This window comes from Chitinophaga sp., from assembly GCF_039596155.1.
In the GTDB taxonomy this organism is placed as follows: Bacteria; Bacteroidota; Bacteroidia; order Chitinophagales; family Chitinophagaceae; genus Chitinophaga.
Genome location: NZ_JBCNKF010000054.1, coordinates 1 through 17,023 on the forward strand (window position 1 = coordinate 1; position 17,023 = coordinate 17,023).

Genomic DNA, 17,023 nt, shown 5'->3' on the forward strand with positions numbered 1-17,023 from the left:
CTCATTATCTATACAATAATAAATATTATTTTATATTATATTATAAATCCTGCAAGTAGGAACCGTAGACGCCCCCTGATAGCCATTCTATTACCTTGTCAGGTGGTTAGAATAGCATTAACATTCAAACAGAGGCTATCAGGAGATTCCTCCCAATAGCCTCCATCCCTCACTTCGTATACAAATTCAAAACCGGTATATCCACCACTATACCCGCACTCACTCTCCAATACACCTTATTCTCATAATCATTACTCAACAGCCCATCACTCTTCTGGTCAATTTTCCGGAGGTTCGGACCCATTTGCCCTCCCAGGTTCACTGACAGCGGTGTTTTCGGAATGCCTATAGAGAGAAATACCCCTGGGGATACTATATTCTTAAACTGAATCGTCGGTACACTCGCCGTACTGTCATCACCAAACCTATAAGCAGCCACGGCGCCCAGATCAACCAGGGAAACAAAGAGCGAAGTGGACCACTCATGTTTAGAATTAAAGAAGAACAGCTTATGTCCCCAACTGAAAGAAAAACCTATAGGTGCTGTTACACCAAAGCTGTTAACCACCAGTTTGTCATTAACCCCTTTGATAAATTCATGTCCACCATACAGACCGGTATATGCATTCAGTGAGACATTAAACAGTGATACGCGTTTGATAGTCGCTGAACCGGGCGGTAATACCGCTTTTTCGAGAATCGCTTCTACTTCGGCTGAAGAATCGGCGGCAGCGAGGCTTGCAATGGTCGCTCCGTATTGTAACAGGAACCGGGATACTTTTCCAGGGTCTGTTTGTTTAGGGACTTTGTTTTCGTTGTAGGCGGCTATTCCATATTGATATAATTGGCAGATGTTGATCAGGGCTGATCCATATTCTCCTGCGCCCAGGTCCCTGGCCACATTACCCCCAGCACGCATCAGGGAAATGTAATTGATAAAAGAAGGAGAGATCGTGATAGACATGCCTGGTAGGTCTTTGACCTTTGTAGCATATTCAAAAACCCGGAAAGTATTGTCATAGACCGGGTAGTAGTCTTTCAATGTGCGTTTGTCGGCTGGTTTATCTTTAAAGTCATTAATGGAGGTGATCAGTCGGTCTACGTTGCTGATGAACCCCTGGATATATTTATTATAGGCGACGATATTCTCTGGTACAGATTTGCTATCCATGATGGTGGCTAAACTGCCGGCGTTGAATTGGATGTTTTGGTTGATGGCCTGTTGGTAAATTAAGCCAAGGTAGATCTGGACAGCCACGGGATCCTTTATTAATAATTGAATCGAATCTTTGTCTATCCAGTAGTGATCTGTTCCCTGGCTCCTTAATGACGCTGAAACTAACTGTAAAGTCTGTACAGCGCCTTTGATGTCTTTGTTAGGTAAAGAGTCCAGTAATTCGGTGTTGTAGTTTTCCAGGATTTTCCCGGCAGGTTGTTGTTGCTGTAATTGATCTCCTAAGTAGATAGCGCTGAGGAGGAGTGCTTTGAGCTCTTCATGTGTATGAAAGAAGGTGGTATAATTGGGATTATTTACCACGTCAGGTAAGTGTTGTAATAAGTCGTCGAGGTCATTGCCGAATGCATCTCTCAGGTTGCTGAGGTAGATGTTATAGTTGTAGATCTGGTCTCCTATCAGGTTAAGGGTCGCCGTTGTTTGCGGAAACAGGGTCCTGGCGTCTGCAAATTCAGGTTTCTGCAAGAGAGCCTGGAGTCTGGAGAAGAAGGCGATAGAAAGTTCCTCTTTGACCCGTTTGACAAGGAATCTTGCAATACCATCAATGAGGACTGTCTCATCACTACTACCTAAACCTGTGATGATACCTTTCGCCAGGTCTGCGAAGTTAGGTGTCGCACTGAAGGCCGAAAAGCCAGCTAAAGGGGATATAAAATGGTTGTTTGTTAAAAATATCACCTGGATGTTACCACCATTGCTGTATTTCGTCAATATTTTAGCGACAGAATCTTTCACTTCATCATCATCGGGCCAGGTCTTCGTGCTTTCGTTCAGCATTTTTCTTAATGTGAGCGCATTATAGTAGGGCAGTTGTTGTGCCTGGAGTACGACGGTGGTTAATAAACTAACCAAAAGTAGCAAGTAAAGCTTCTTCATAAATGGCTTTTAAAATCTTAGAATGAAAATTGAAATTTGCGGGCGTTATAATCGAAGTTTTCTTTTTTCGTTTGATTGGCGGTAATGGCTGTGAAAAAAGAGGTTGTGGAAAATGTACCTTGTTTTGAATAATAGGTAGCTGCCAGCGCCGTCATGATCGCGACGGAGAAGCTGCTGCCACTATTGTAGGAGGGTACATGATTGGTATTAAATGATAAGTACTGTTGGAGTGGTGTGATGACGTTAATGCTTTTCGCAAATACCGTAACCTTAGACTGCTGGGTGATGCAGCCCACAGCGATTGTTTCGGACATGCTGGCAGGAAAGGTGAGGTTTTCCTGCATGAGCAGTTCATCTTCACCGGCTGCGCAGAATATGGGTACCTGCAGTGCATGGAGCTGTTGGATTAAACCAGTCATTGTGTTAATCTCGTTGGGATAGGCCTGTAAAAAAGAGGCGTTGAATCCCTGGCTCAGGTTAATCACTATCGGCAGACCAGGGTGCTGGTTTTTGTGGGCAATGACCTCCCTGAATGCTGCATTACAGTTCTTCAGCATATCTTGTTTGCCGGTTACGGTATCACTCATCCTGAGTGACATAAGGGCTGCCTGGGGCGCGATACCTCGTATCTCACCACCGATGGCCGCCAGGATACCCGCTATGAAAGTGCCGTGGGTTTTGTTGGGAGAGTTGTTTTGGGTAAAGTCTTTTTCAGTAATTAAAGCATTGTTGAAATCATTATTGATCACACTGATGCCCGTATCGATCACTGCTATCAGCACACCTTTTCCTTCGCTGCTGATCCAGGGTTTATCCAGGTAGTTGATATAACTGCGGAAGTCTGATTTTAAAGTTACTACCGGTGGTGCCACTGGGTCTGTGGCCATCGCGGCATTCATCAAGGCGATCCGACCTCCCCAATACCATTGCTTTTCCTTCCTGTCATTGAACTTATAGTACCACTTACTGATGCCTTTATAGTTTTCGCCATCTTCTACGCCTTCCATCAGTATCACTTTACCACTGGGAGTGGCTGTCCCCATGATATCATAACTGGTACCAGGGCCTTTCCTGATATGTACGGGTAGTTTTACTGTAACGCCTATCATATTAACCGTCTATTTCAGGGTTAGAAGATGTATCATTGTTCTTGGTAGTACTACCGCTACTGTTCACTGATTTGACAGCGCTGCGTAAGCTGACGAACTTGTTGAGCAGGTCGAACCAAAAGGGGGCTCCCAGCGATATGGCGAGTGCTGTGATCAGGAATCCAAGGACCTTTCGCCAATGCCACAACCGGTATCCAAGTACATATTTTAACCTGATGCAATCACCGGTGGCATCTGCGTCGTACAGCATGGCGAATTGACGGTCCTGAACGAGCTGTTCTGTTTCTGCTGCTGACCGGGGGATCACCTTCTTTGTGGTATCTGCTGCAGCAGTGCTGTCTTTTTTATGAATGAATGCGACTGCCTCGGTTTGGTTCTTTACATAAGCTTTGTAGTAAGCTGAATCAGCCAAGATCCGACGTCTGAATGCCGTATCACTGGCACCATAATCTCCCCAGCCTATCCCAACTAATACATTCACGGTATTGATACTGGATTTTATTGAATCCATTACTTCCTTACTAATAGTATCATTCGTGCTCTTGTCAAAGTTGCGGTTTTGCGCGGCAGCTACGCCCATTTCAGCGAGTTGATCTCTTGCTTTTTCATTGTGGGATAAAAAATTGGAGATTTCTATGGTGTCAATATTCAAAGTGATGGCTAAGAGCACCCCCATTGCCAGCAGCCGGAATTGGGAGTTACGCTTATACCATCCACTCACCCTGTCCATCGTGTCATTATACCATTTGGCCAGGCGGAATTTGAAGACATCCAGGTCACCTGCTGCTTCATTTAAATGGAGGAGGAGGATCTGACGGGTTTCTTCTTCGATGAGGGGATTTGTCGCTATAATGGGTTGTAAGGTGGAGAGCGTGATGGCTTCGTTATTGGCTGCCTGTGGGTCGAGATTTTTGATCGTCTCCAGCAGGATGGTGACGAAGTTCTCGCTACTTAAGTAAGAAGGTTTTTTGAAGATCAGGTTCTGCCCATAGTTTTTAATGATGGGATGATCGTAAAACCGGGCGTACAATGATGCGGTAGGTCGGGGAACGGCCGAATACTTAACGCGATCCCATATCCTGACCCATAGCCCGACCCCCAAATATTTTAGCAGGTCCATGAGCCATCCATTACTTTGAACAGTATTGGTCAGCATGCTTTTGATACCCTGGTAGAGGGTTCTGGCCCTGAAATGAAAAATCGTGGCAGCTGTTTCCTGTAGGGAAGTAGCTAGCAGACTGTACAACAGGAAAATGAATACAAGTCCGATGACAACATTAAGAACGATGTTAAACATAGCGCGGGGGCCTACTCTTAAACGTTTTCGGCAAACCGTTTTTAGAAAAATGGTGGTGTAAGCATATGCACGTTATTTGGGATTTTGGGGCGTGCATGCCTGGGGATAAAGTTAGGCGGCCGGCTGCATAAAAAAAATACCCACTACTTTGTATTTTTTGCGTATTCCCCAGTAATGGAAATGCTTTTACAGCTGCAGGAATAGCACGTCTTGCTGGTACATGTTGCAGCAGACAGTGACTGTTGATGGCAAATAGCCCACCAGGGATAGGACGTCTTGCAGGTACTTGTTGTAGCAGACAGTGACTGTTGATGGCAAATAGCCCACCAGGGATAGGACGTCTTGCAGGTACTTGTTGTAGCAGACAGTGACTGTTGATGGCAAACAACTCACCATGAATATAACATCTTGCGGATACTTGTTGATGCATTTGTGAAGTATTTAGTCAACATGAAAGGATGATTTCGATCCATTTTGAAATTCCAGCCGAAACTTTAACAGCACCCTGAACTCCAGATCATTCGATACTTCGTTAAACAATGCTGTATGCTTCTTCTTTGCACACTTCTTCAACACCGCCTCATAAAACTGTTCTGATTCCTTTAGGGAATCTAATATAGTCGGCTTCATCAGTTCGTACACAATGTCTTCCTCTTTAATAATGTTCATATCCAATAGCAAGACAACTATTGCACAGCGTGTATGCAGTGTTAGGTGTTCCAATCCCCACTTGATCCACTTTATTTTATCATTTCGTTTATGTTCACATTTTTCCTCCCGGCAGAGATATATTGTAACAGGGTACCATACTTTAAGGTCTCGTTGTAGTAAGTCGGGGATCATGGCACAGAAGAATTGATATGCCTCGGAAGTAGCGGGCAACATATACATTCCTACAATTAAATGATCGATAAATATGCCACGGAGATCAAACCACCTTTCCTCGATCATGATGCGAAGGTTTTTAGCGAGGATGAGGTTTTGCCGCTCATTGCTGCTAAATTGAAAAAGTACAGGTATACATTCTCTTACTTTATCTATGTGACCTCCAAAACCAATATATTTGACCAACATGGGGACAATCATATCAAAATATTCCTCCTGGCGTACATAAGGAGATAACTCCTCTATATGCCGGTAAGGCAGTTTGTTTTCTTTCAACAGGAATAATATTTCAGCGATCATTGCTTTCCTGTATTCCGGGATCCTGATTAACCATATAATGGCGGGCAACTTCTCCTTCTCGTCCGTCATCTTACGGAGAATTGCAGGAATCAGTGGTGTGATCCATTTTATATATAGGGCGGCATTATTTAAGACGGTGGGTGCATATACTCTTTGCTTAGGCCATTCCTCCTTGAGCGCTTTGATAAAAGGAGGTTGGGAAGCGATGATGTAGCCTACGGCTGTTTTCAGTGTGAGCAGCTGGGCGGGCGTATCCTGGGAACGTTTATTGAAGGGGATTAATTCAAATTTGTAGGCGGGCTTTTTGTTATACCGGGTAAGGATAATGGTGGCGACAATATGCGTTGTTAGATTGTCACAATCATAGAGCCATTCTGCCACATGGGCCAATACTTTTTCGCGATTGATGGCAAGGTGTCGGGACAGGATGGATTTGGTGGCTGCTGCATATTCGGTGTCCAGGTACATCGTGTAAAACTGGGGACCCAGGTACCAGATGATTTGCTTGGGGTAAAAGAATTCGGTGGATAAAGTGAGCCTGATCAGTTTGAGTTGGTTGGTGAATGATAGGTGGGAATAATACACCATCGGTCCGACCTTGCTGACAGGGAAGTAGTCGTTTTGCTCCGGGAAACAGAATGATTCAATGAGCTGGTAGTATTTATCCGGGTTGGATAGATGCCGGATAATGTGAACGAATATTTTGACGGCTTTACGTTGGTACGTGTTATTGTCCCAAATGAAGGTGAGCAGCTGTTGAAGTTGGATGGAGACGTCCTGCTTTTGAAAGGAGAGCCGGGCGAATAGCCAGGGGATGCCTTTTCTATGCGTGGCGGTGGTGATGGGGATGAGTTGTGACCAGTTGATGCCGGGATGTAATGTTTCACCGATGAGGAAGTCGGCGATCCATTCATTGATCATTCTTACGCCATTGATCGATTCGAGGAAGATGTTTTCCTGGATAAGGAGGGGAGATAGTTGGGGATAGTCTTGTAAGATCTGGAGATAGGTTGCGTGAGATAACCAGTAGTCGCCGGTAGTCATGAAATGTCGGGCGATATCGAGCAGTTTGTTGTGGACTATCTGAAAAGGGATGTGGGCTAGCCTGGCAATGGCGGTACATTTTCTAGCCAGGTAGGTTGTCATGAGTGGGTAATCGTCTAACGGAGCGAATCGCTCTTTGGAAGAAATTTCATAGTGTAGCCTGGTTAACATGGGATGTTGCAACCTGGAGATGTGCTTAAAGTTTTCCGGCAGGGAGTACCTTGCAAACACTACTTCGATTTGTGTGATGCTTAAACCACCTATTGGATAGATGTGTTGTTCAGTAGAGGAGTAAGTAGAAGTAAATATGAGTTTTATTTGCAGTCCCCTGGCCCATCGAATGGATCTTTTCAACCAATCGTTCATGAAATTTGCCGGGCGTCGTGGCATTTTATTCAATCCATCTATGATGATCATGCATTTTTTAGGTTGCTGGAATATTAATTCCATGATATCATCTACCTGGATGGTATCGTGGGGATGTTCAGCAAGTATTTTAGTGAGATAAGATTTTATTTTACCGGGGAGGTTATCGGGTGTTAACTCAAAATCATGAGCGGGTAGGAAGAAGGTGAAATATGTGCTCGCGACATCTGCTGCTATGTTGATGACATGGGATGTTTTGCCTGTTCCGCTTTCACCTGTCAGGAAAAAGATATCGTTGCCCGGGAAGCCGAAAAATTTCAGGTTGTGAATAATCATATCAGGTTCATAGCAGTGGGGCAGGATAATACCTTTTTTAATCAGGTTGCGGGCGGCGTTTTGTAGTTGGATATTGAGTATTGTTTTTATCGCGCGTTCATGTGGATTAAATTTCTCCGGGCAATATTTGTCGGATAAATATTGTAATAACAGGGTGAGTTGGGGGGATTTCTTCTGTCGGACAAAATACATGACTTTCGGCCAACGTTTAGTAGTGCTTAGGTATCCAATAGCTATTGATGTATTGGTAATTGTTACAGGCAGGCCATGCAGGTGGCGTGGATGGCGGAGGGTTTCGATAGGGCGGTAGAGGATGTCATCGCATTCAAATCCATGTTCCTTTACATTGACAATCGTAATTTCTACCGGGATATGTTCGTTCTGAACCAGGTATAAGAAGGACGGGGTTTCTTTGGGTACCCGGAGAATGGCGATGTTGGATATATCCGCGTAGTCAAGCGTGTGGTATTCATCTATAACGGCTTCAAATTCGTTTCCTTCGTTGTCTCTTATACGGATGTTGGTAAGGCCGGCGATGACGTGGTAACAGGTGGTGGCGGTTCCGTGAGGATCAATGAAGAAGCCGTAACCGATTATTTGGTTATCGTCGTTGAGAATGGAAATGATGGATGCCAGGATGTGGGGTACACTTGGGTTGAACATAGGTAGTAGGTTGTTGGGTTGAGGGAATGGTTTGTTCAAATTAAGATTTTTTGTTGAATATTGGAGAGGGGGCGTGTTTTTTACGGGGAGGTTTTTAGTGTAGTGGTGGATGGTTCAGTGGTGGGGCAGGAGAGGACTTCAATGGTGAAGGCTGGAGAGGTGTACAGCGCTAAGGGCTGGAGGTGTATCTCAGTGAAGTGCCCGAATTGATTGGCGAGCCAGGGGACGTCGCGGCAGGAGTGTTTGCCGATCGGGTCGGCTTTGAGTTGTTTGAATAAGGTGATTAATTAGATATGGTGAATATTGGGTAGGGAGTTAATGTCAATGTTCGGTTTGCCAGGTAGTTAAATTGATGAGAAATTCATTAACAGGTGGTTAAAGGAGGGGGGTATTGATCTTGGGTGAATCATTTTAAGTCTGTTAACTAGTTAATAACGAATGGGTTTTGTGGGGAAGGGGTAGATTTGAGCGGTTTTACTCTTGGGTTATTATTTTGCCAATGGGCAGGCTTTGTTGGGGCCTGCCTTTTTTGTGGATATTTGTTTACTTAAATTGAAAGGGCATTTTTTGAAGACTTTTTCTATATGGTACCAGAGCATATTATATACCAAGATGTAACTCAGCTTTTCCAAGCGGAAGCTGGGAGAGCAAACTATCAACAAATAAGAAACATTATAGAAAAAAAAGTGGAGGACTTAATGATAAAGCAGGGGCCATGGCAACTTTTTCTTGACGCAATTATGAAGGAACACGGAGAAAATATTAATGATATTTCTGCTTTGCCATTTCCTGCGTATAATCTAAAAATTCCACTTGCTAGTGAAGAAAGCGAATCATATATACTTAAAAGACAATTATGTATAGACGTATCTCTAGTCAGTAAACACTATACTATATACTTTGAGGACTTTTATAACTTCAGCGAGTATATGTATGAAGAAGCCCCGATGGGAAAGATATTAGTTCATTTCTATGTGCTGTTTTATAAGACTATGACAACTGAATCATTTAAGCGGTCCGCTAGCAATGCAGATGATTACGTAAGACAATTTTTTCCTGAGTATCAGTTCGTTTCGCATAACGTACTATTTAATTACAAGGTATATAATCTGTTACCTTATCAAGCAGATGACATAAATAAAGAGAAGGTATTTAGTTTGTACGATTTCGCGATGAGCCGTCATTACGAATATAAAAATATCAAAGTGATTATCTAGTATCAAAGCCAATTCATATGAACCATCCTATAAATACCCGGCTATTGCTTAGTATTTATAGGATAGTTCAGGGCTAAAGTAAGCGTTGATTTTGCAACATTTTTTGGCATCCTGATAATCCCAAAATCTCCTTCCTACGTTTTCTGACCTAGATACAGTCTAGTGCAAATATGCAAATCATTAAAATTTACATCAGTAGACTATTTTTTAAAATATATCTATTGACGTGGGGCACAAATGCCCACTTTTATCCTTTATTAACAGGACAACATATACTCAACATCTTAAGATGAATAAGTTTAGCCCACCATGAAATCTTTAAGACCCAAGTACCAGAGTTTTATATTAACCTAAATACCATTAATTATGAAGAAAAAGTACCTGGAGTTTGCATTTGTTATGCTGTAATGGTATCCAATGGCATTAGTGGAATGTAATATTAATAGTTATGATTTTTATTAGGTTATTCCTGTATGTATTTTTAATCTTTCCACTGTTTGTTAATGCACAAACGGTAGATAATGATAATGGTGTATTCATCTATACTGTGTGGTATAAACACACTCTTACACACAAGATGACCATATTGCTGACAGACACTATATTTGTGTATAATAAAATTGGTATCGAGAAAGTAATGAGAAGTATTGATACCATTATAGATAATAAATTAGTTTCCACAAAAAATAGTCTTGAAACATATTATCGAATCAATTTCGTCAAACATGAATTTCAAGATCTTGGAAAAGAATTAACCTATCAAAAAGAAGCAGGACTTCCATTCTCCTCCCCAAAAGTGGGAATAGATTTCAGATATAAGTATTATAATGGTGAAAAATATGTAGCCATTGATACAACTATCGACCACAAAGCCTGCAAAGTAATCAGGTATGTGGGCAATTCTGTGGGTCCGTTAAGAGGTGCCCATATGACTCTTGTTTTCTTAAATATGAAAACTAAGTTCACCCGTATAATACCTAATCTTGAAGATACTTTCAATGGTAGACTATTAAGATTTGATGCTCATGATGATAACGACGGAAGAACTGTTTTGATTATGGAGCATGTACCACAGCTAAGTGACTATTGGAAAAAAATTATAAGCCGATAGGAAGGGAATTATAAGGGAAGCGTCCTTGTGATTTGGGGTATAAGTTATAACTCAGATATATAAATAATACTTTATGCTCTTTGTTCCTACATATCAGAAGTAGCGTAAAGATACTCAGCCGGCAAAGCCACGGTAACAACGTGGACTTGATGTGGAGATGTTCTTAGTGTATTTTACGATATATCAGAGCGAGACAGACAATAGCAGGTTATCCACAGGCATCACACTGCGGCCATTCATGGATCGTTTTTTCACAGGATAGGTTGCACTACCAAATATTCTCTTACTGGCGGCGAATGACTATTCTCTTTGAGTGAAGTCAGGTGTTAACAACACATGTGGGAGCGTGCCCGGTAATACCATGCTGTTTTCGCCCGCTGCTTGTGTTTCCTTTACTGCAATGATTTCCGCGCTGTTGTTAATACATAATGCGATGAGCATTGTACCTGTTCCTGGCAGATCTAAAGGAATATCCATACCCTCGAACGGAAGATAAGTATCTATGTTGAGCGCGATATTTTTTTACATATTAGTTTTCGGGTGGTTACATCGATGCGAACAGCGATTAATAGCACCTCCAGGCGCGGTACGTTTTGTGCGAATCGTTGTGCCGGGATGTGGATAGCTCCATTTTTACGCAACACAGGGGATGCCCTGAAGTAGGCATCGGTTCTTTTTGCTTTATTGAAACATACGCCCGTAAGCTGACTTACATCCATACCGCCAGATGGAATGAGTGCTTTGGTGATCCTGTTCACATGGGCCCCATCACCCGTTATACCGAGTGATTTTCGGATAAATGCGCCGGTACTGCTGGCTTTCCCGAACCGATATGCTGACCGCTTCATATTACCTGTCTGACGAATGCTTTCGGGTTTGCTTCGGACGTAGTGCTTACCCTTTCTTCGGAAGCCGGACATTTTGCCCAGTCTGCCGGTGAAAGTGAGCATAGATGTTTGTTGTGCCATAAGAGAATATTTGGTATAGGATAAATATAAGCATCCGGGAGTAATGCTTGCGGCGAGTGAATTTGACAATCTATCAGTGCTGCTTATACCAGCGTTGAATAAGTTCTAATGAGTAAGTATAGGCGTGTTGGATGATCTGTAATAAACCGGCCTAATCATCCTCCTCTTCGTAATATTTGAATCCGAAATTTTCAGCATTTCGGAGGGCCATGGCTCTGCGTGCCGATCTTCTTATTTCTTTGTCTCCTATCTTATCCTGCGCTACTTTTCCCCATAGAAACACCTTTACTAAGAAGGTCGTCCCAAACGCCATATCAAAACAGATCCATCCTGGTCGCATATAGTAATCTACGGGGATCAAGGGATTGTACAGTACAATTGTAAGTAAAAACAACACAAAGAACAGGTCCTGCATTTTGTGATAGGTATCATAGACTAATAATGCAGCACAGAAAGGTACGAGGAAATGCATGATCCTGAAATGCTCTTCGTCAGTTGTAAAGATACATGCCCACAAAAGATAGGCGGGAGTTAACGCAAATACTCTTCTCATAGGGATAGCGGGTTTCGGAATAGAAATATAAGCTAAAATTATAGTTCTACCAACCCGTGTTTGACTGCATATAATGCTAGTGTTACCCTGGTTTTTACATGTAGTTTCCGGAATAAGGCCTCCCTGTATCCATCAATGGTCTTTACGCTTAAGTTCATCTTGTCTGCTATCTGCTGGTAGGTCATATCTGTGGCTACCCATTTGATAAATTCCCTTTCATTTTCAGACAGATGTACTGCATTGCCTGCTCTTTCCAGTCCATTCAGATTCTGGTGCAATACTTCAGATGCTGCTTCTGAATAATAGAAACCATTTGCTGCGATTGTTTCCAGTGCTGCATGGAGTTCTTCTACTTCGATGTCTTTGTGAATATACCCTTTCACGCCCATGCGAAGCATCCGTAAGATGGCTGATTCTGATTCCAGCATCGTCATCACTAATACCTTGACATCACCATGTGTTCTTTGCAGCCATTCCACTGCCTCGAATCCGTCTACCTCCGGCATATCAATGTCCATGAGTATGATATCGGGGAACGGTGGGGTGACCATTTTTTCTTTCAGGTGATTACCATGGTCTGCTTCAAAGAGGATGTGATACTTTTGTTGGGTATCTCCCATATTGATCAGTTTAATCAACCCTTTGCGAAAAAGGTTATGATCATCTACTAAGGCTATCTGGATCTTATTCATCATTGAATTGATTTTAAAATCTGGGGTTGAGGAATGGTGATGATCACCACTGTGCCGTCACCGTTATGGCTGGTGATTAACAACTCTGCATTGATGAGTGATGCTCTCTTATGCATGTTGAGCAATCCTGTACTTTGTTTCTCTGCGCTGTTTTCCAAAGCATCCTGTACGTTAAAACCGGTACCGTTATCGGTAATCACCAATACAAACTGATTTTTATCGAAATTGATAGAAGCCGTGACTTCCGTGGCTTTTGCGTATTTGACGATGTTATTGAGTACCTCCTGGCATAAGCGGAACAGGATAATCTCATGTTCGGGCAGGATACGGTATTCCTCGCCTGACTTGGTAATTACCACTTCGTATTTCTTCGTTTTAGCGAGGCGGTTGAACTCATTTTCCAGTGCTTTTACAAAGCCGATGTGGATAATGTGATCGGTGTTCAGGTTCGCCGACAAGGCTTTTAACTCACTCATCAGCTGTTTGGCCAGTGATTTTGTCTCGATGATATTTTCCCGCTGATCCGATGGCACCTGTGGCAGGATCTCCTGTAGGTTGATATTGATCAATGAAACGAGATGGCTAAAATTAGCATGCAGTTCTTTGCTGATGTGATCCAGGGTTTGCTCCTGGATAGCCAGCCGGGATTGCAGGAGTACCTGGTTAAATGCTTCCCGGATTTCAATGATCTCCTGTTGATGTCGGAATTTCTTTTTCTGATAAAGAAACAGGAAATACACGACACCTGTGCAGAGACCCAGTACAAGCAGGGTAGATACGATCAGTGTCAGAGAGGTTGCGGATATTGAGGTTTCCATAAAAAGCTTATTAGATAACAGGAGCACAATAAGAAGTTAAGGGCTTCATTAATGGGAAAGAATAGTACAGTCAGCTGTACATTTTGAATATTGAAAAAGCCTAACAGCAATAAGAATGGCAGTGATACAGCGTGGTAAAAGAAGATGCTGATCGCCATCCAGAATAGCGGCTCTTTGCGTATAGAGATGTTGCCAGGCTCCTGTAGTAATTGCGTGAAGTATAGAAAGCATAATATAATAATACAAACATGGGTAAGGATCATGCTATAGGTGTTGTACTGAAATGGGCCATGGATGACAGCATAATCCAGTATACCAAGCAATATAATGAGTCCGGCGGCTGCCGGTATATATTTTCTGCGATACAGCACCTGGGTGAAAATAGTTGCCAGCATACCAAAGCGGATCAGGATGAACAAATTATAGATCCAGTAATTATTGGGGCTGTAATTGAAAGACTTGTGTATTTCCCACTTCCAGAACAGGGCAAACATCTCTGTGATGCATGAGATAATGACCATGCCTGCATACAAATTATAAGGCTTAGGCCATTTCTGCCTGAATGCTTTCAGGGCAAAAATGGCGCTAAGCAGGAGTGGGATAAGGTATAAATATTGATGATTTAACAATCTGTGCATTTATACTTTTTATTTTGGGCCGTCTGCGTCACAGAATGGAGGACAAGGTGAGCCGAGGTTAAAATCCTTGATAATGGGATCTTCTCCGGGGAAGTGGATGATGTCTCTTTCCTGTGCAGAACGTTCTGCGAAGTCTGGTTCGTTTTCCAGAATCACATTGGTGTGAGTAATAGTGTTTCCTACGACAGTTTGCCGCGTTGTATTGAATAACAGGCACGTTTGTCCCTCGTACTGATGGCCGGTCTCATAGGTACCAAAGCTGATACGGATACCATCGCCGCCTGCAAATTCGATTTCTTCCAGCAATTTTACGAAATGTTCTTTTGAATACCATACAGAACATGTATCAGGTTTGCCGATTGCCTGTGTGAGGAGAGGGTGTTTTTGTGTCTTGAATTTGCTGATGCGGTCATTGGTAATTGATTGTCCGACATAGAAGAAAGGTAGGGGCTTTACGGATAAATGTTGTTGCATAATGAACATAATTTTTGGTGTTAAGGAAAAATATAATGCTTTTTGTAAACCGTTTACAGTTGCGAAGCTATTGTTTCCTTAGCCTTCAAAAATCAACGAGCATCAAATAGGGGAAAAATCCTCATTTTGATAAAGGGGATTCCCCCTGCGGGTAAAAATAGGGGAATTTTCCCCTGCCATACAGGTTTTTTCCTACTGAGAATACAACAACCTTTGGAGTGAAATGTTGCATGCCTCGTTGCAGCATATGTTGAATCCCTTAAATCCCTTTGTAAATATGAGAAGAGCATTGGTTGTCGGTATTAATGATTATCCAGGCAGTGCGAGATTGTATGGTTGTGTAAATGATGCCACCCGTATTGGTGAATTATTGAGTGCCCATGAAGATGGTACCCCGAATTTCCAGGTCATGCTGATGGTCAAAGATCAGCGTAAAGCAGCGCTGAGGGCCCGGATGCTGGAGCTTTTCAGCGGGGATGATGAGATGCATTTGTTTTATTTTTCCGGGCATGGTATCGTGAATGAGACGGGTGGGTACATCGTGACCCAGGATTATCAGCGGTATGATGAAGGCATTTCTATGGACGACATTTTGAATATGGCGAGTATTTCAAAGGCGAGGCAGAAGGTGATCATCCTGGATTGTTGTCATGCGGGGGCAATGGGGGCGCCTGCCTTGCTGGGGAATGGTACGGCGGTGTTGGGCCAGGGGGTCATTGTGCTGGCGTCGAGCAGGAGTACGGAGACTTCGAAAGAAGTAGGCGGGATGGGCGTGTTTACCAGTTTGCTGTTGAAAGCTTTGCATGGCGGGGCTGCGGACCTGGTGGGGGATGTGACGGCGGGTAGTATTTATAGTTATGTAGATAAAGGGTTGGGAGGCTGGCAACAGCGTCCTGTGTTTAAGGCGAATATTGCGCGGGCACTGAGTTTAAGAAGGGTGAAGTCGCCGGTGGCGCTGGCGGACCTGCGGAAGTTGACGACTTATTTCCCGGAGATGACGTATGAGATGCCGTTGGATCCCAGTTATGAATATACAGTGGAGGGGGCGGATATGGAACATGTCAGAACGTTTAAAGTACTGCGTCAGTTGCAGGGGATGGGGTTAGTAGAGGCGATTGATGAAGATTATTTGTATTGGGCGGCGATGAATAGTGGGAAGTGCAGGTTGACGTCGTTGGGTGGGTATTACTGGCAGATGGTGAAGGAGGGGAGGGTATGAAGAAACATGATGTAGCTATTTCAGTGGCGGAGGAGGATAAGGAGGTGGCGTATGCTATTGCTGCGCAGTTGAAGAAGTTGAAGGTGCGGTATTACTATTATGATGAGCATAAGGATAACTGGGGGAAGTACCTGATTAACCTGACGATGGATGCGTATGGAAGGCACACGAAGTATGTGTTGATGATAACCAGTCGGGCGTTTGTGCAGAAGTATTGGTCGGGGATTGAGCGGCAGGTGGCGTTGTCACGGTTGCCGCAGGGGGATATTTTGCAGTTGAGATTGGATGATACGCAGGTGGACGGCTTGTCGGCGCATATGATTTATGAGGATTGGAAGGATAACCCGGAGGAGATAGCGCGGTTGCTGAAGGAGAAGATTGGGCGGAAGAAGTGGTTGGTGTGGGCACGGTTGATGAAGATTTGTACAAGTTTATTGGTGTTATTGATGGCAGTGATGAGCTGGTATTGGGCGTACATGTGGTATTATCACCGGCATTTTGCGCAGACATATGTGTTGGTAGCTGGTGCCCGACCTTTTTTTATTAGCAATGTAGAGGTGACAGTGGCTGCATACAGGGAGTATTGCATGCTTACGCATAAGGTATTCCCTGAGCAGCCGATTCATTCAGTGGATTCGATGCCTGTGAGGAATGTGACGTGGGAGGAGGCGAAGGCGTATTGTGCATATGTGAAGGGGCGGTTGCCCAGTGAGCTGGAGTGGGAGACGGCAGCGCAGGGAGGGGAGAGTACGGTGTATAGTGGTGGAACGTCGGCGGTGAATGTGGCGGTGTATCATAAGGTGAAGCCAGCGTTTGTGGGACGTAAGAAGGCGAATGCATTGGGTATATATGATATGAGTGGGAATGTGGCGGAGTGGTGTGAGGATTGGGCGGATTCGGCGAAGACGATGAAGGTGGTGAAGGGGGGAGGGTATGATAGTGAGGTGGAGGAGTTGGCGGTGAAGAGTAGAAGGGAGGAGCGGCCGGAGGCGAGATTGAGGGATGTGGGGTTTAGAGTGGTGAAAGATCAGTAAAATTAAAAGTTATTATAGCGTTCTATTTATCCCTTTTTAAAATTTAAAATTCTACGATGAAAAAATTATTGGCTTGTACTGTACTATTGATTTCTATGTTGGCGTGTAACATGATAGACTGTACCTATAACGGGCATAAGTTGTACCAGGGACCACGTGGTGGATGTTACTATTTAAATAAGAATGGAA

General features: G+C 43.5%; 15 protein-coding genes. 4 read left to right on the forward strand and 11 right to left on the reverse strand.

The window, feature by feature from the left end; all coding sequences use genetic code 11:
* Positions 1-169 precede the first annotated feature (169 nt).
* The 4 genes from ABDW33_RS30515 to ABDW33_RS30530 all read right to left on the reverse strand — a co-directional run bounded on the left by ABDW33_RS30515 (position 170) and on the right by ABDW33_RS30530 (position 8,149).
* Positions 170-2,110 carry a hypothetical protein gene (locus tag ABDW33_RS30515; RefSeq protein WP_343693874.1) on the reverse strand — a complete coding sequence of 647 codons (1,941 nt, stop codon included), beginning with the start codon at positions 2,108-2,110 and terminating at the stop codon, positions 170-172.
* A gap of 17 nt (positions 2,111-2,127) precedes the next feature.
* Positions 2,128-3,219 carry a S8/S53 family peptidase gene (locus ABDW33_RS30520; protein ID WP_343693875.1) on the reverse strand — a complete coding sequence of 364 codons (1,092 nt, stop codon included), beginning with the start codon at positions 3,217-3,219 and terminating at the stop codon, positions 2,128-2,130.
* A 1-nt stretch (position 3,220) separates the two neighbouring features.
* A complete protein-coding gene (locus tag ABDW33_RS30525) occupies positions 3,221-4,516 on the reverse strand; it encodes a hypothetical protein (RefSeq protein WP_343693876.1) in 1,296 nt (431 codons plus the stop codon).
* A gap of 441 nt (positions 4,517-4,957) precedes the next feature.
* Positions 4,958-8,149, reverse strand: coding sequence for an NACHT domain-containing protein (locus ABDW33_RS30530; RefSeq protein ID WP_343693877.1), 3,192 nt, complete (start codon positions 8,147-8,149; stop codon positions 4,958-4,960).
* Positions 8,150-8,694: 545 nt separating this feature from the next.
* Here ABDW33_RS30530 and ABDW33_RS30535 point away from each other — a divergent pair.
* Positions 8,695-9,327 carry a hypothetical protein gene (locus ABDW33_RS30535; RefSeq protein ID WP_343693878.1) on the forward strand — a complete coding sequence of 211 codons (633 nt, stop codon included), beginning with the start codon at positions 8,695-8,697 and terminating at the stop codon, positions 9,325-9,327.
* 577 nt (positions 9,328-9,904) lie between these two features.
* Positions 9,905-10,438, forward strand: coding sequence for a hypothetical protein (locus tag ABDW33_RS30540; protein WP_343693879.1), 534 nt, complete (start codon positions 9,905-9,907; stop codon positions 10,436-10,438).
* A 300-nt stretch (positions 10,439-10,738) separates the two neighbouring features.
* On the opposite strand, the gene ABDW33_RS30545 is transcribed toward ABDW33_RS30540, so the two are convergent.
* From ABDW33_RS30545 to ABDW33_RS30575, 7 genes are all read right to left on the reverse strand, one after another.
* Positions 10,739-10,915: a hypothetical protein gene (locus ABDW33_RS30545; protein WP_343693880.1), complete on the reverse strand. Its 177-nt coding sequence runs from the start codon at positions 10,913-10,915 to the stop codon at positions 10,739-10,741.
* 23 nt (positions 10,916-10,938) lie between these two features.
* Entirely contained in the window at positions 10,939-11,406 is a 468-nt protein-coding gene (locus ABDW33_RS30550) for a hypothetical protein (protein WP_343693881.1), read from the reverse strand.
* Positions 11,407-11,557: 151 nt separating this feature from the next.
* The gene (locus ABDW33_RS30555) at positions 11,558-11,959 is read right to left on the reverse strand and encodes a DUF6804 family protein (RefSeq protein WP_343693882.1); all 402 of its coding nucleotides are present in this window, start codon (positions 11,957-11,959) and stop codon (positions 11,558-11,560) included.
* Positions 11,960-11,997: 38 nt separating this feature from the next.
* Positions 11,998-12,654 (reverse strand): response regulator transcription factor, encoded by a 657-nt coding sequence (locus ABDW33_RS30560; RefSeq protein WP_343693883.1) that lies wholly within the window; start codon positions 12,652-12,654, stop codon positions 11,998-12,000.
* Positions 12,651-13,469 carry an ATP-binding protein gene (locus ABDW33_RS30565; RefSeq protein WP_343693884.1) on the reverse strand — a complete coding sequence of 273 codons (819 nt, stop codon included), beginning with the start codon at positions 13,467-13,469 and terminating at the stop codon, positions 12,651-12,653. Before ABDW33_RS30565 ends, ABDW33_RS30560 begins: the two co-directional genes overlap by 4 nt.
* On the reverse strand, positions 13,439-14,107 hold the full coding sequence (locus tag ABDW33_RS30570; protein WP_343693885.1) for a hypothetical protein: 669 nt from the start codon (positions 14,105-14,107) through the stop codon (positions 13,439-13,441). The genes ABDW33_RS30565 and ABDW33_RS30570 overlap by 31 nt, the downstream gene beginning before the upstream one ends.
* A gap of 9 nt (positions 14,108-14,116) precedes the next feature.
* The gene (locus tag ABDW33_RS30575) at positions 14,117-14,581 is read right to left on the reverse strand and encodes a hypothetical protein (protein WP_343693886.1); all 465 of its coding nucleotides are present in this window, start codon (positions 14,579-14,581) and stop codon (positions 14,117-14,119) included.
* Between the two features lie 277 nt (positions 14,582-14,858).
* Between ABDW33_RS30575 and ABDW33_RS30580 the strand changes: the two genes are divergently transcribed.
* Both ABDW33_RS30580 and ABDW33_RS30585 read left to right on the forward strand, forming a co-directional pair.
* Positions 14,859-15,800: a caspase family protein gene (locus ABDW33_RS30580; protein WP_343693887.1), complete on the forward strand. Its 942-nt coding sequence runs from the start codon at positions 14,859-14,861 to the stop codon at positions 15,798-15,800.
* Positions 15,740-16,834 carry an SUMF1/EgtB/PvdO family nonheme iron enzyme gene (locus ABDW33_RS30585; RefSeq protein ID WP_343693888.1) on the forward strand — a complete coding sequence of 365 codons (1,095 nt, stop codon included), beginning with the start codon at positions 15,740-15,742 and terminating at the stop codon, positions 16,832-16,834. Before ABDW33_RS30580 ends, ABDW33_RS30585 begins: the two co-directional genes overlap by 61 nt.
* Positions 16,835-17,023: the final 189 nt, after the last annotated feature.